A 15,063-nucleotide genomic window follows, 5' to 3' on the forward strand; every position below is an offset into this window, starting at 1 on the left:
TTGGGCAACATGCGATCCGAGAGGCGGTTTTCGCAGCAAGCCCCGAACCGTATCGCGCTACCGCCGCTGCCCGTCACATCACCTTGGTGCTTTCGAGGTTGCGGATGATCCAGTCGTTGAGGCGGATCACCGGCTTGCGCAGCACCAGGCCGAGCAGCAGGGACGGCACGAGGAACAGCGCCAGCTTGCCCATCGCCACCCAGTATTCCATGCCGTAGGCGCCCGCCATCGCGGAGTGCATGGCGTCCACCGCGTACGGGAAGAGCAGCCAGTGCGAGACGGCCTGGAAGAACGGCGGCAGGGTTTCGATCGGGAACGTGCCGCCCGAACCGGCCACCTGCATCACCAGCAGGACCACGGCGATGGCCTTGCCGATGTCGCCGAACGAGACGGTGAGCGTGTACACGAGGTTCGAAAACACGATCGACGCGAGCCAGCCGGTGAGCAGGAACAGGAACGGATGCTCGCACTGGATGCCGAGATAGAGCAGGTCGCCGAGGCACAGCAGCGTGCTTTGCAGCAGCGCGAGCACGCCGAACAGCATGTACCGGCCGAAATACTCCTCGTGCAGGCGCAGTCCGAACCGCCGCGCATTGCCGGGGGATTCGGCGCGCGGTTTGAGCAGCACGTCGAGCGCCGCTACCGGTCCGGCCGCGCGCCCGGCCACGAGCGCGTCGCGCAGTCCCATTTCCTCGCCGAGCGGCAGCGAGTTGCCGAGCCCGAGGATGCGGGCCTTCTCGTGGTCGGAGATCGTCACCTTGAGCATGGCCACGAGAATGATCGCGCCCACCCAGATGGACAGGATCGTATAGAACGGGGCCATGGCCGAACCGTAGTTGGCGATGGGGTACACGGCCGTGCGGTCGAGCGCGACCGGCGCGGAGATGAGCGTGGCGATCGCGTCCGGGTCGGCGCTGGTGAGCTGCGACAGGTCGATGCTGCCGCCGCTGGCCAGCGATTTCAGCTTGTCGTTGAGCGACGAGAGCTTCGACGCGGACTTGTTGAGCGCCGCGGACGCCTTGCCGAGCGTGGACTGCACGTCGGCGATCTGCGTGGCGATGCCGCCGGACAGTCCGGACACGTCGTCGATCGTGTCGTTGAGCCCGTTCGACACGGTGCCGATCTGCGCGGCCACGTCGCTGACGGACGACGAGAGCGCGTCGAGCTGCGGCTTGAGCGTGGTGCGGTACGTGTCGGACGCGTCGGTGACGGTCGTCTTCGCGTCGGCGATCTTCTGCTTGAGTTCCGTGCGCACGGTGGCCGCGTCGGCCGTGCCGTCGTTGATGCGCGTGGCCGCGTCGCCGAGCGCGTCGGCCGCGTCGGCAAGTTTCGTCTGCGCCGATTCTGCGCGGTCGGCGGCGCGGTTGAGCGCGCTTTTCACGTCCGGCAGCAGCGTCGCGTCCGTCTCGTCGGCGAGCGCGCGCAGCGCGGACGCGTACGATCCAAACGCGTCGGCCTGCTTGCCGATCTTGTCCTGCATGTCGGTGAGCTTGCCGGCGACCTGCCCGGCCTGCGAGTCGATGTCGGCGAACGCCGCGTCGACCTGCTTCTCGATGTCGTCGTACGATCCGGCCGCCTGCTTAAGCGCCTCGCTCACGCCGCTCGACGCGCCCGACAGCGCCGTCTCAAGACTGGACAGTCCGGTTTTGCCTTGCGATATGGCCGTTTTGGCCGTGTCTCCGCTCGACTTGACCGAGCCGAGCAGCTTGTCGGTGGAGTCGATGATGCTGCCGGCCGCGCCGAGCAGCGTCGCGTACGCGTCGACCTGCTTGGCGGTGCTGGTCAGCTGCGAGGACAGCGTGCCGATGTGCCCGGTCGCGTTGTCGACGTATTGCGCGACCTGCGGGCTTTGCGCGTAGTCGACCACGCTGGAGGCGATGTCGAGCGCGACCTCGCCCACGGTTTTCACGAAGGTCTGGTCGATGGTGGTGGCCACGGTGGTCGCGCCCGCGTCGGTGATGTGCGGGGCGATCGGGTTGACTTTTTCGTTGAGGTAGTATTCGAGCTTGGCGTGCTTGATCTTGGGGGAGAAGACGGTCATCATGTCCGCGCTGAAGCTTTTCGGGATGATGAGCGCCGCATAGTATTCGCCCGAGTTCACGCCGTCGATGGCCTGATCCTTGTCGACGAACTGCCAGTCGAGCTGGTGGTTGGCGCGCAGCGCGCTCGTCACCGTCTCGCCGACGTTGATTTTGACCGGCATGAGGTCCGACTTGTAGCCCTTGTCGACGTTCGCGACGGCGACCTTGAGCGATTTCGTGTTGCCGTACGGGTCCCAGCTGGCGGCGATGTTGTACCACGCGTACAGCGACGGCACGATCACGAGGCCCATCGCGACGATGATCGCGATCACGTTGCGCGTCGACTGGCGGACGTCGCGCGCGAAAATGCGCCAGATGTTTCTCATCGCGCGTCTCCTTCCGTCGTCGTGCGGCCCATCGTGCGGCCCGCGTCTTCCGTCGTGCCGGCGTTCGGCACGGTCGCATCATTCGTCGCGGCGGTGTCCGCCGAACGGAGCGTCGGCAGTTCCTCGGTCACTTCGCCGATGTCCGGACTGTCGTCGAGCGCGACGTCGGCGTTCGGCACGCGCCACGGCGCATGCTTCGCGTGCCGTGCGGCCGACCCTCCGCGGCTGCGTCCGCCGGGGCGCAGCCACACGTAGCCGTTGAGCATCACGTTGCGGAACTCGTCGGCGCTCATCGCGCTCACGCCGAGCTGGCGGGCGTAGCTTTCGCGCGTGTATTCGACGACGATCAGATACGTGTCGATCAGGATGATCGAGGCGATCCACGCGGTGAGCATCGCGATCTTGTTGGTGAGCACGAACAGCAGCACCAGGAAGACGAACGGCAGCACCGCGAGCAGCGCGAGACCGGAGATGATGAGCTTCGGGTAACGCATGAAGAACCGGTGCGCGCGCCGCTTGACCATCGCGTGCAGCTCGCTGCCCTCCTCGACGCGGCCGAACAGCGCGTTGAGGCTCACGCGCTCGTTGACCATCGAATTGTGCTCGGTGATCATCAGGTCCGTGTCGCCGAGGCGGCGGTCGAACAGCGCGTTGAGGTTCATCGCGTAGCGGCGCACCACGAGGCCGACGAACAGCGCGGCCGGCAGATAGTACGCGATGTGCAGCATGTCGTCCCAATACTGGTTGCCGTACGTGCCGGCGATCGTCGCGCGCATCGCGTTGATGCCGTACGTGAACGGCAGCCACGGGTGCAGCTTGCGGAAGAAGTCGGGCATCATCTCGATCGGGTACAGGCCGGACGCGCCCGGGATCTGCATGATGACGAGCACGACGGCCACGGCCTTGCCGATGTGCCGGAACGCGACGGCCAGCGCGTAGATGATGTTGATGTAGACGAACGAGCAGAACAGTCCGGCGAGGATGAACAGGATCGGGTGGGTCATCTGGATGCCGAGCGCGATGTCGCCGACCGTGGCGATGAGCGCCTGCAGGAAGCCGACGACGAGCAGCAGCAGCCAGCGGCCGAGATACGCCTGCGAGGCGGAGATGCGGCCGAGCTCCTCCAGCCCCTCGCGGTCCACCTCGAGCTTGTAGATGGCGATGAGCACGAAGCCGCCCACCCACAGCGCGAGGTTCGTGTAGAACGGCGTGACGGCCGAGCCGTAGTTGTCGACCGGATAGACGACCTTTTCGGTCAGGCTGACCGGCGTGCCCATGAACTTGCCGAATTCCTCGTCGTCGAGATGCAGCGTGTCGCGGATCTTCTGGTAGGCGGCGGAGCTGTCGAGCGCGGCGACGTCGGAGCGCACGGTTTCGACGTCCGAGGCGAGCTGGTTCAGCGATTCTTGCGTGCCGGACAGCGTGGTTTTCGTCTGGCCGATCGTGGTGTTCAGCTGATCGAACAGACCGTCTGCCTGATCGAGCGTCGCATTGAGCGAGACGAGCGTGCCGTTCAGGGTGCCGTTGAGCGTGGCGAAGCTGTCGAGCGAGGCGCTCAGGTTGGGCATGACCGTGCCGGTGAGCGAGCCGCGCGTGGCGGCGATCGCGGCGAGGCCGCCGTTGGAGGCGCTGCCGACCGCGCCGGACAGGTTGCCGGTCGCGTTCTTGCCGGAGGTGATGAACTGCGTGGAGTCCTTGCGGAACGTTTCGAGCTGGGATTGCTGCTTGGTGACGGCCGCGTCGACCGTGTCGATCTGGCTCCAGATGCGCTTGCCGAGCGGGTCGCTGGTGTTCTGGTCGATGCCGGCGGCGGTCAGGGCTTTTTTGAGGTTCGCGATCGTGGACGCGGTGGTGCCGAGCGGCTTGCTCACGCTGTCGTAGATCGAGTCGACCGCGCTTTGGGCGGTGTTGAACGTGCCGGTGACACTGCCGGCGGCCGCGTTCGCGCTGGCCGCGACGCCCGCGAGCTGCAGGGAACCGTTGTCGAGCGCGCCGGTGAGCGTGGTCGAGAACGTTTGCGTGCCCTTCTGTGCTTCGGCGAGCAGCGTGGCGGACTGTTTGGAGGCTTGCTGCGCGGCCGCGATGGCCTGTCGCAGCGTCGCCGTGTTCCGCTTGGCCTTGTCGAGCGCGGTTTGCGTGGAGGCGAGCGTGGTCTGCATGGAGTCGAGCGCGCTGGCCGTATTGCGCAGGCTGGCGAGCACGGTGTCGATGTCGCCGATCGCGTCGGTCTGCGTCTTGTCGGTGGTCTTGTCGAGCTCGTCTCCGGCCGCGGACACGGCTTTGGCGACGGTGTCGGCGACGGTGGAGACGAACGTCGAGTTGATCTGCGTGTCGATCGTCGTCGCGCCGGTGTCGGTGATCTTCGGCGCGGTCGCGTTCTTCTTTTCGTTGACGTAGTACTTGATGCTCGGCCGCTTGGACGATCCGGTGACCGAGTTGACGAGGCTTTCGCTGAAGTCCTTGGGCAGGACGATCGCCGCGTAGTATTCGCCGGACTGCACGCCGGCGAGCGCCTGTTCCTCGCCGACGAACCGCCAGCCGAGGGCCGTGTTCTTCTTAAGCTGCGCGACGACCTGCTTGCCGGCGTTGAGGTTGCCGACGAGGTCGGATGAGGTGCCCTTGTCCTCGTTGGCGATGGCGACCTGCAGGTTGCCGGTGGCCGAATACGGGTCCCAGTTGGCGAGGATGTTGAACCATGCGTACAGGGAGGGGATGATGGCCACGCCGAGCGTGACCACGAGGGCCACGGGATTGCGCAGGATGCGCCTGAGATCGCGCGTGAATATCGTCCAGACTGTGCGCACTCAACCGCTCCTTACCGCAAGCCACCGTAAAGCCACCGTCCACGCCGGACCGCATCGTGCGTATCGTGCATATCATGCGTATCGTGGCCGGCGCGGCCCTTGATGTCATCGCTCAGTATAAGCGGACCCCGCCGCCGCGCTCAGGCCTCTTCGCTCCGGGGCGCGACAACGCGACACCGACCGCCCGGTCTGTCCAAATAATGCGAATAATGGTGTCCGCAAGGTATCCGCCGCATCCTTCCGCGGCAAAACGGATGGATGTTCGGAGAAACGACCCGCTCAAGCATCACCCAGCGGGGCAAACCGCCGAAGGTATACCCCATCCACCCCGCACAACCTTCCCAGCAACACAAAACGGGTGGACGTTCGGAGAAATGCACCGCTCAGACACCACCCAGCGAAGCAAACCACCGAAGGTACGTCCCATTCACCCCACTGAGGCACCCCAACGACGCACAACGGGCGGATGTCCGGAGAAATGCCCCGCCAAGAAACCGCTCAGCGGGGCAAACCACCGAAGATCTATCCGGCTTGCCCCGCTGAGCGTCATGTAGCTGCAACCTGCGACCGCAGAGGGGTGCTCAGTGCAGGTCGAGCGCGTCGCGCAGGAAGTCGCGCTGGAGAATGAGCAGGTTTTCGGCCACCGTCTCGTCGTTGGTCATGTGGGTGATGCCCGTCAACGGCAGGTAGGTGTGCGGGCGGCCCGCGGCCATGAGCGCCTGGCTCAGCCGCAGGCTGTGCGCGATGGTGACGTTGTCGTCCGCGAAGCCATGGATGAGCATGAGCGCGCGTTCGAGCTTCGGCGCGTCCTGCACGATGCCGTTGTACTCGTACACCTTCGGGTCGAGGCCGAGGTAGCGCTCGGTGTAGTGCGTGTCGTACAGCGTCCAGTCGGTGGGCGGGGCGCCCGCGCAGCCGGCCTTGAACACGTCCGGCGCGTCGAGTACGGCCAGCGCGGACAGGAATCCGCCGTACGACCAGCCGATCATGCACACCTTGTCGAGATCGGGCGCGGGGATGCGCGTCTCGCCCGCGGCGGCGTCAGCCCCCGCGTTGAGCGCGGCGACCGCGTCCGGCAGCGCGCGCACGGCCTCGACCTGATCGGCGAGCGTCACGTCCTTCATGTTCTCGAAGATCGCGCGATCCCACTTCGGCCCGCGGCCGGTGGTGCCGCGGCCGTCGGCCGTGACCACCAGGAAGCCCTGATCGGCCCACCACTGGGCCTCCCAGTAGAACGCCTGGCTGGCGATGACCTGCTGGAAGCCGGGGCCGCCGTACGGCTTCATGAGCACCGGCAGCTTCTCGGCCTTCGCGTACGGGCTATCGGCGCTCGGCGCGATGATCGCCGTGTACAGCCGATGCTCGCCGAGACGCGTGAACGCGAGGTTCGGCGCAAACCCGGGTTCGGCCGCATGGTTGGCGATGCGATGGCCGTTGTGCAGCATGAACGACTTGGCGTGCGCCATGTCGCGTCCGGACACGACGATGCCGCCCTTGCCGCGCGACGCGGTCCACGAGCCGGGCTTGTCGGTGACGGGCGTGAGCGTGCCGTCGTACGCGATGCTCGCCACGTCGAAGCTGCGCGCGTCATGATCGCCGAGTCGGCGCTCGTCGGCGGCGGCCGCGGACCACCCGGACGGCACGTCGTGCGCGGTTTCGGGCGAACGCTGCACGAGCGCGAGCACGTCGCGGTCGGTCACGTCGAGCACGCCGCGCACCTGCCAGCCGGCGGGCGTGAACGCGCGGCCGTCGACCGTGAGCCGGTTCGTGTCCGTGTCCATGTCGTTGAGCGCGCCGATGAGTCGGCCGTCCGGCGTATACGCGGGCGTGCCGGGGATCAGGTCGATCCACTGGTCGTTGTGATGCGTTTCGAGCACGCGCGTCGCGCCCGCATCGTCGCCGTCGACCGCGACGGACAGCACCTGATCGTTGCGCTGGCAGCGATCCTGCACGAGCACGAGCGGATCACGCCCCTTGGCCCAGCTGACGGCGGCGATGTATTCGTACGTCGCGCGGTCCCATTCGACCTGCGCGCCGTCGATGCCGTCGTAGCGGCCGTCCGCGTCGAACGAAAGCTCGGCGACGGTCAGATACGTCTCCGCGTTTTCGGTGAGCGCGCGCGGATAGCGGCGGCCGACGGCCGGACGCTCCGGATTGGCCGGATCGCTGATGTACCAGATCGGCTCGCGCTCGGTATTGAACGTTTCAAAGAGGATGTGGCGCGAATCGGGGCCCCACCAGAAGCCGTCGTAGCGGTCCATCTCCTCGCCGGCCACGAACTCGGCGAGGCCGATCTTCCACGTGTTCTCGCCGTCCGCGTCGTCCGTCTCGTCGTCGACGCCCCAAATGGTGCTGATCCGGTCGCCGGCGGCGGGTTCGGCGATGTCGATGATGACGAGATGCTCGCCGGTCGTGTACAGCACGTGCTCGCCGTCCGGGCTGATGCGCGGGTTGAGCACCGGGCCGTAGACGCCCTGCTCGTCCGTGTCGAGCTGCGCGGCGGCCAGCTGGCGCGTGCGGCCGGACGGCTCGCCGTTGGCGTCGTCGACGATGTCGGTCAGGAACAGGCGGCCGTTGATCGTGAACACGACACGGCGGCCGGCCGCATCGACCGAATAGGAGACGATGCCGGAACCGCCTTCGCGGGCGCGCTCGCGGCGGGCCTTCTCCTCGGCCGGCACGTCCTCGCTGTCCGCGTCGGCGAGCAGTTCGCGCGGATCGGCGAGCAGGATCTCACGATGCGTCTCCTCGCCGGCGGCGTTCTTGTCGACGACGCTCAGCCACAGCGAGGTCACGAGATCCTCGGGGCCGTCGGAGCGCAGGAACAGCGCGCGCGAGCCGTCGTCGATCACGCGGGCGGAACGGGGCGCGCCGCCGCCGAAGCGCAGCGTGCGGGCCCTGAGACGGGGGAATTGGACAATGTTGTCATTGATATTGGTCATGGTTCTCACGCTAGTCGGCCGGTTGGGCATTTGGAAGCGCCGGCAGGCGCATCCACCGCCGTTCACACGGCCCCCACGGACGTGGAAATTTTGCGCCCATAGGAACGGTTCCCGCCGGATCGTTTGGTCAGGTTCCCCACTGCGCGTAGGATGGGTGAGGATATGTAGAAAGGGATCACTATGAGCGTTCTCGACCGTTTTGAGAAAAGTGTAGAAGGCGCGGTCAATGGCGTGTTCGCCAAATTCGGGTCCAAGGACCTGCAGCCCGTCGACCTCTCCAGCGCTCTCGAGCGCGAAATCGACGCCGAAGCCATGCCCGTCGGACGCGATCGCACGGTGGCCCCGAACGAATACCGCTTCAAGCTGAGCACCCCCGATTTCGACCGCATCGAGCAGTGGGGCTCCGAAACGCTCGCCAACGAACTGGCCGACAACCTCACGCAGTACGCGAAGAGCCAGCACTACGCGTTCGTCGGCCCGGTCGTCGTGATCTTCGAGGAGGATCTCGACCTGACCAAGGGCAATTTCAACCTGAGTTCCGAGTCGGTGCAGGGCAACGCGGTGCCGGTCACCACGGCCGACCAGCAGACGCAGGACGACCCGATGCTCGAGATCAACGGCAACCAGTACCTGCTCACCAAGGAGAAGACGGTGATCGGCCGCGGCTCCGGCTGCGACATCATCATCGACGATCCGGGCATTTCCCGCCGCCACATGGAAATCGACATCACGCCGAACGGCGTGATCGCGCGCGACCTCGGCTCCACGAACCACATGTACATCGAGGGCCATCAGGTGCCGATCGCCACGCTGCTCGACGGCAACACCATCACCATCGGCCGTACGCGCATCCTCTACTGGGCTTCCTCGCAGGAGCAGGAGTAACCTCCCGAGGAGCCGTCCACATGCTCACCGAACTGACCTTCGCGATTCTCAAATACGGATTCCTTGTGCTGTTATGGGTGTTCGTATGGCTTGCCATGCGCTCATTGCACAAGGACATGGAAACGCTCAGCCCTCATGCGTCGCGCACCCACCGCCGCAAGGAGCGCCGCGCACGCAAGGCCGCCGAATCGCCGGCCCCGGTGGCCACGTCATCCGCCGTGCCGGTGCGCGTGCCGGCCAACGAGCCGCCCACGCCGAACTCCGACCTGACGCTGCTGGTCATCATCGACGGCCCGCTGGCGGGCGCGAGCGTGCCGCTGACCGGCGAATCGATTTCGCTGGGCCGCGCCGCGTCGAACACGGTGGTGCTCGACGACGAGTTCGTCTCGTCGCACCATGCGCGCGTGTACCAGGATCCCGCCACCGGCGACTGGGCCATCGAGGATCTCAACAGCACGAACGGCACGGTCGTCAACGGCCAGCGCATCAGCGCGCCCACCATTCTTTCCGCCCGAGTCCCGGTGCGTATCGGTGCCACCACCTTCGAATTGAGGTGACCGCCATATGCCGAATTCAGCTGCTTCGCAAACGTTGTTCCTGTATTCCACGACCGTGTCGGACGTGGGCACCGTACGTTCCAACAATCAGGATTCGTCGTTCGCCGGCGAGCATCTCGCCGCGATCTGCGACGGCATGGGCGGCCACGCCGGCGGCGACACCGCATCGACCATCGCCATCCGCTCGCTCGCGCACATCGAGCACGACAACGTCGACGGCGACATCCAGGCCGTGTCCCGCATGTTGGAAACGTCGGTCATCGCCGCGCACGACGCGATCGTCGGCAAGGCGAAACGCGAACGCAAGCTGGCCGGCATGGGCACCACCGTCACCGCCGTCGTGCTGGTGGCCGGCTACTGGGTGCTCGCGCACATCGGCGACTCCCGCGCGTACCTGCTGCGCGACGGCAAGCTCATCCGCATGACGCACGACCACAGCCTCGTGCAGCATCTCATCGACATGGGCCGCATCAACGAGGCGGAGGCGAAGAACCATCCGCAGCGCAACGTCGTGATGCGCGTGCTCGGCGACTTCGACATCGACCCGCGCCCGGACATCGCGGTGCGCAAGGCGCATCCCGCCGACCGCTGGCTGCTGTGCTCCGACGGCCTGTGCGGCGTGCTCGAGGACTCGACGATCGAACAGGTCATGGCCGACTGCACCGATCAGGAGGAGTGCGCGCAGCGGCTCGTCGGCATGGCGCTCAAGGCCGGCAGCACGGACAACGTGACGGCCGTGATCGCCGACGCGACGCTCGCGCTCGACGCGAACGCCTTCGACCTGCCGCATCAGACGCTGCTGGTCGGCGGCGCGGCGAGCTCCAGCCTCGAGCCGATCGCGGACATCGTGAACGCGCCGGTTGCGACCGCCCCCGCACTGCGTGAGGATCAGACGTCGCCGGCGATGCGCGCGGCCGCGCTGATTCAGGACGCGAACCGCAAGGAGAAGACCGGTCCGGCGCCGCGCGTCGTGCAGCCGGCCGACGTGCGCGAGGAAAACGGCGACCGCACGGTGCCCGACACGGGCGAGATTCCGGTGGTGCAGAAGTCCGACGGCCGCGTGACGGCCGACCCGAACGACCCGGAGGTCAAGAAGGCGATTCACCACGAGCAGCTTGAGCAGCGGCACGCGAAGCGCGTGCGCCATCACCGCAACCGATTCGCGGTGATGCTCACATCGATCGTGGTGTTGGCCGTGCTCGCGGGCATGGCGTGGGGCGCGTACGCGTGGAGCCAGAGCCGCTACTATCTGGCGGCGAGCGACGGCGTGGTGACGATCTACCGCGGCGTGAACACGAACCTGTTCGGCCTGTCGCTGTCGCACGAGGTCAAGAAGACGGCGATCGAAGTGTCGAGCCTGCCGCAGTCGTGGCAGGACCAGCTCGATCAGGGCATCGCCGTGGACAGCTACGACGCGGCCACCGAACACGCCGCGTTCATCAAGAGCGAGCTCGACAAGGAGGCCGCGAAGAAGGAGGCCGAGGAGGAAGCCAAGAAGCAGGCGACCGAATCGTCCAAGTCCAACTCCGACTCGACCGATAAGTCCGGTTCGTCTTCGTCCGGTTCGTCGACCGACAAATCCGGCACGTCCGGCAGCGACTCGACCCCGAAGATCGGCGCCGCCGACGACGCGACGAAGTCCGACTCCTCGAAGGACGGTGCCACGCAATGATCATGACCCGTCTGCGCCAGATTTCGCTGCTGCTGTTCGCGATGGCGATCAGCTTCATCGCGTTTTTCCAGATGTTCGAGCGCACCACCGGCGGCTTCCCGCAGAACTATGCGGTGCTGCTCGGCGTGGTCGGCGTGATGATCCTCGCCGCGTGGGCACTGATCATCAGGTTCCAGCCGTACGCGAGCCAGTCGATCATGCCGTGCGTGATCCTGCTCAACGGCATCGGCACGACGATGATCGCGCGCATCGACCAGTCGTCCGGCAAGGACGTCGCGTTCAAGCAGCTGCTGTGGCAGGCGATCGCGCTCGTGCTCGCCACGACGCTCATCGTGCTCATGCGCGACTACCGCATCCTGCGCCGCTTCTCGTACGTGAGCATGGTCGTCGGCCTGCTGCTTCTGCTCTCGCCCATGGTGCCCGGTCTCGGCGTCGACATCAACGGCGCGAGCGTGTGGATCCGCGTGCCGGGCGGCACGATCCAGCCGGCCGAATTCGCCAAGCTGTTCCTCGCGTTCTTCTTCGCCGCCTACCTGTTCGACCATCGCGACCAGCTGGCCGTCGGCGGCAAGAAGGTGCTCGGCCTGCAACTGCCGCGCATCAAGGACCTCGGCCCGATCATCATCATCTGGGGCGTGTCGATGGGCGTGCTCGTCATACAGCACGATCTGGGCACGTCGCTCATGTTCTTCGCCATGTTCGTCGCCATGCTGTACGTGGCCACCGGCCGCAAGAGCTGGATCGTGATCGGCCTGATCGCGTTCGCCGCGGGAGCGGTGCTCGCCGCGTCGATCTTCAGCCACGTCGGCTCGCGCGTCGACGCGTGGCTGCAGCCGTTCAGCAACGAGCAGTACAACAAGGACTACGGCGGCTCGTGGCAGATCGTCACCGGCATCTTCGGCCTCGCCTCGGGCGGCATGGTCGGCACCGGCCTCGGACAGGGCCACCCCGGGCTCACCACGTACGGCAACTCCGACTTCATCTACACGTCGCTCGGCGAGGAGATCGGCCTGACCGGCCTCATGGCCGTGCTCGTGCTGTACCTGATCATCATCGCCTCCGGGTTCATCACGGCCATGAAGATCAAGGACGGTTTCGGCAAGCTGCTCGCCTCCGGACTCGTGTTCACCATGGCGTTCCAGGTGTTCACCGTCGTCGGCGGCGTCACGCTCGTCATCCCGCTGACCGGCATGACCCTGCCGTACGTGGCGGCCGGCGGCTCGTCGCTCGTCGCGAACTACATCCTCGCCGCGCTGCTCGTCGTCATCTCGAACTCGGCGAACAAGCCGGAACCGTCGACCGACCTGTCGGAAACGTTCCAGTACGAGGCGCTGGCCGCACTGCGCGACCATGAGCTCAAGGAGCGTGGCAACCGATGAACAAGACCCTGCGCCAACTGTTCACGGCCGTGCTCGTGCTGTTCGTCATCCTCGGCATCTCCACGACCATCATCACGGCCATCAAGGCGGACCAGCTCAACGCCGACCCGCGCAACGCGCGCGCCCTCTACCGCACGTACGGCGCGCCCCGCGGGCAGATCCTCGCCTCCGACGGCACCGTCATCGCCAAGTCGAACGCGGTCAACGACTCGTTCAAATACCAGCGCTCCTACTCGAACGGCGTCGTGTACGCGCCCGTGACCGGCTACTTCTCGATCACGCAGGGCACCGACCGCGGACTCGAGGCGTCGCGCAACCAGCTGCTCAACGGCGAGGCCGACACGCTGTTCTGGGAGCGGTTCAAGGCCGTGCTGTCCGGCACGGAGAACACGGGCGCCACGATCGAAACGTCGATCAGCCCGAAGCTGCAGACGCTCGCCTACCAGCTCATGAACGGCAAGGACGGCGCGGTGGTCGTCAGCCAGCCGAAGACCGGCCGCATCCTCGCGATGGTGAGCACGCCCAGCTACGACCCGAACCAGCTGGCCTCGCACGACACGAAATCCGCGAACCTCGCCTACCAGCAGCTCGTCGCCGACAGCTCCAACCCGATGCTCAACCGCACCACCAGCCAGCTGTACCCGCCGGGATCCACGTTCAAAACCGTGGTCATGGCCGCCGCGCTCGAAACCGGCAAGTACGACCTGACCACGCAGGTGCCGGCCGGCGCCAGCTACACGCTGCCCGGCACGGCCACGGCGCTGACCAATTCGAGCGTGCAGGGCGCCGGCACGAACGGCAAGATCGCGTTGCAGGACGCGCTCGCGTACTCGTCGAACACGGCGTTCTCGCAGCTCGGCGTCGCGCTCGGCGCGGACACGGTCAACGCGATGGCCGAAAAACTCGGCTACGGCAAGTCGATCACGCTGGACGGCAGCACCGCGACCGGCACGCCGATCAAGTCCGTCGCCGCGCAGTTCCCGGCCGACGAGACCGACGACCGCATCGCGCTCGCGTCGATCGGTCAGGGCGACAATCTGACGACCCCGCTGCAGAACCTGCTCATCGCGTCCGCGATCGCGAACGACGGCAAGCTCATGCGCCCCACGCTCGTCGACCGCGTGCGTTCGAGCGACCTGTCGGTGATTTCCGAAACGGAACCGCAGGTCATGTCGCAGGCGTTCAGCAAGACCACGGCGGACAAGCTCACCACGGCCATGGAGTCGGTGATCACCAAGGAATACCCGGATCTGGAAATCAGCGGCGTGTCCGTGGCGGCGAAGACCGGCACCGCGCAGATCGGCGACGCGAACCAGTCGATAGACGGATGGATCATCGGCTTCGCGCCCGCGGAGGACCCGCAGATCGCGGTTTCCGTGGTGGTGCACAACACCGACCTGTATGGATCGCTGGCCGCGGGCCCGATCATGAAGCAACTGATGGAGGAGGCGTTGAAGCAATGAAACTGATCGAAGGACAGCTCATCCACCGCCGATACCGCCTCGACCGCAGGCTCGCACAGGGCGGCATGGGTGAAGTGTGGAAGGCGTACGACATCCAGCTCGGACGCCCGGTGGCCATCAAGGCGTTGCGCTCCGACCAGTCCAACGTGGAGGCCAAGCTCCATCGTCTGCGCGCGGAGGCGCACAATTCCGCCAATCTCGCGCACCCGAACATCGCCGCGCTGTTCGAATACTACGAACACGACGGCATCGGCTTCCTCATCATGGAATACGTGCCGTCCAAATCGCTCGCCGATCTCTATCGCGAGAAGGGCGCGATGGATCCGACCGAGCTGCTGCCGATCCTCATCCAGACCGCGCGCGGCCTGTTCGTCGCGCACAGCCACGACGTGATCCACCGCGACGTCAAGCCGGCCAACATCATGGTTTCCGACACGGGCGAGGTGAAGATCACCGACTTCGGCGTCTCGTATTCGACCAATCAGGAGCAGATCACGCAGGACGGCATGGTCGTCGGCACCGCGCAGTACATCTCGCCGGAACAGGCGCAGGGCAAGCAGGCGACGCCGCAGTCCGACATCTACTCGCTCGGCGTGGTCGCGTACGAGGGCCTGTGCGGGCACCGTCCGTTCACGGGCGCGACTCCCGTCGACATCGCCGCCGCGCACGTGAACGATCCCGTGCCGCCGCTGCCGGACACCGTCGACTTCCAGCTCGCGCAGTTCGTCATGTCGATGCTGGCGAAGGATCCGCGCGACCGGCCGAAGGACGCGCTCGTCGTCTCGCGCACGCTGGCGCGCATCGAACGTCGCCTGCTCGATCAGGCGACTGCGCAGGCCGACGACACGTTCGTCAACCTCGGCCGTATGCCGCGACGCGTCTCCAGCAGGCCGCACGCGGTCAACACGCTGCTGCGCTCGCTCGATCCGGGGCACTTCGCGCAGAGCGCCGCCG

At 66.3% G+C, this 15,063-nt stretch carries 9 protein-coding genes; 6 read left to right on the forward strand and 3 right to left on the reverse strand.

Annotated elements, in window-relative coordinates:
• Positions 1 to 73 precede the first annotated feature (73 nt).
• The 3 genes from KIH79_RS10240 to KIH79_RS10250 all read right to left on the reverse strand — a co-directional run bounded on the left by KIH79_RS10240 (position 74) and on the right by KIH79_RS10250 (position 8,153).
• Positions 74 to 2,407 carry a YhgE/Pip domain-containing protein gene (locus KIH79_RS10240; RefSeq protein ID WP_219059272.1) on the reverse strand — a complete coding sequence of 778 codons (2,334 nt, stop codon included), beginning with the start codon at positions 2,405 to 2,407 and terminating at the stop codon, positions 74 to 76.
• Entirely contained in the window at positions 2,404 to 5,211 is a 2,808-nt protein-coding gene (locus tag KIH79_RS10245) for a YhgE/Pip family protein (protein ID WP_219059273.1), read from the reverse strand. The genes KIH79_RS10240 and KIH79_RS10245 overlap by 4 nt, the downstream gene beginning before the upstream one ends.
• Positions 5,212 to 5,792: 581 nt before the next feature.
• Positions 5,793 to 8,153, reverse strand: a complete 2,361-nt coding sequence (locus KIH79_RS10250; RefSeq protein WP_219059274.1) for a prolyl oligopeptidase family serine peptidase — start codon at positions 8,151 to 8,153, stop codon at positions 5,793 to 5,795.
• Positions 8,154 to 8,333: 180 nt separating this feature from the next.
• On the opposite strand from KIH79_RS10250, the gene KIH79_RS10255 reads away from it, so the two are divergent.
• The 6 genes from KIH79_RS10255 to KIH79_RS10280 all read left to right on the forward strand — a co-directional run.
• Positions 8,334 to 9,038 carry an FhaA domain-containing protein gene (locus tag KIH79_RS10255; protein WP_219059275.1) on the forward strand — a complete coding sequence of 235 codons (705 nt, stop codon included), beginning with the start codon at positions 8,334 to 8,336 and terminating at the stop codon, positions 9,036 to 9,038.
• Between the two features lie 20 nt (positions 9,039 to 9,058).
• Positions 9,059 to 9,595: an FHA domain-containing protein FhaB/FipA gene (locus KIH79_RS10260; protein WP_219059276.1), complete on the forward strand. Its 537-nt coding sequence runs from the start codon at positions 9,059 to 9,061 to the stop codon at positions 9,593 to 9,595.
• A gap of 7 nt (positions 9,596 to 9,602) precedes the next feature.
• Entirely contained in the window at positions 9,603 to 11,267 is a 1,665-nt protein-coding gene (locus tag KIH79_RS10265; protein ID WP_219059277.1) for a PP2C family protein-serine/threonine phosphatase, read from the forward strand.
• Positions 11,264 to 12,646, forward strand: coding sequence for an FtsW/RodA/SpoVE family cell cycle protein (locus KIH79_RS10270; protein WP_219059278.1), 1,383 nt, complete (start codon positions 11,264 to 11,266; stop codon positions 12,644 to 12,646). Before KIH79_RS10265 ends, KIH79_RS10270 begins: the two co-directional genes overlap by 4 nt.
• Positions 12,643 to 14,109 carry a peptidoglycan D,D-transpeptidase FtsI family protein gene (locus KIH79_RS10275; RefSeq protein WP_219059279.1) on the forward strand — a complete coding sequence of 489 codons (1,467 nt, stop codon included), beginning with the start codon at positions 12,643 to 12,645 and terminating at the stop codon, positions 14,107 to 14,109. Before KIH79_RS10270 ends, KIH79_RS10275 begins: the two co-directional genes overlap by 4 nt.
• Positions 14,106 to 15,063 (forward strand): serine/threonine-protein kinase (locus KIH79_RS10280; protein ID WP_219059280.1); only part of this gene is annotated, 958 nt, incomplete at its 3' end. The genes KIH79_RS10275 and KIH79_RS10280, both read left to right, overlap by 4 nt.

It is taken from the genome of Bifidobacterium miconis, from assembly GCF_019331735.1.
Classification (GTDB): Bacteria; Actinomycetota; Actinomycetes; order Actinomycetales; family Bifidobacteriaceae; genus Bifidobacterium; species Bifidobacterium miconis.

Coding starts and splice junctions, on each gene's coding strand:
- KIH79_RS10240 (WP_219059272.1), bottom strand. CDS start 2,407: ATGAGAAACATCTGGCGCATTTTCGCGCGCGACGTCCGCCAGTCGACG.
- KIH79_RS10250 (WP_219059274.1), bottom strand. CDS start 8,153: ATGACCAATATCAATGACAACATTGTCCAATTCCCCCGTCTCAGGGCC.
- KIH79_RS10255 (WP_219059275.1), top strand. CDS start 8,334: ATGAGCGTTCTCGACCGTTTTGAGAAAAGTGTAGAAGGCGCGGTCAAT.
- KIH79_RS10260 (WP_219059276.1), top strand. CDS start 9,059: ATGCTCACCGAACTGACCTTCGCGATTCTCAAATACGGATTCCTTGTG.
- KIH79_RS10265 (WP_219059277.1), top strand. CDS start 9,603: ATGCCGAATTCAGCTGCTTCGCAAACGTTGTTCCTGTATTCCACGACC.
- KIH79_RS10270 (WP_219059278.1), top strand. CDS start 11,264: ATGATCATGACCCGTCTGCGCCAGATTTCGCTGCTGCTGTTCGCGATG.
- KIH79_RS10275 (WP_219059279.1), top strand. CDS start 12,643: ATGAACAAGACCCTGCGCCAACTGTTCACGGCCGTGCTCGTGCTGTTC.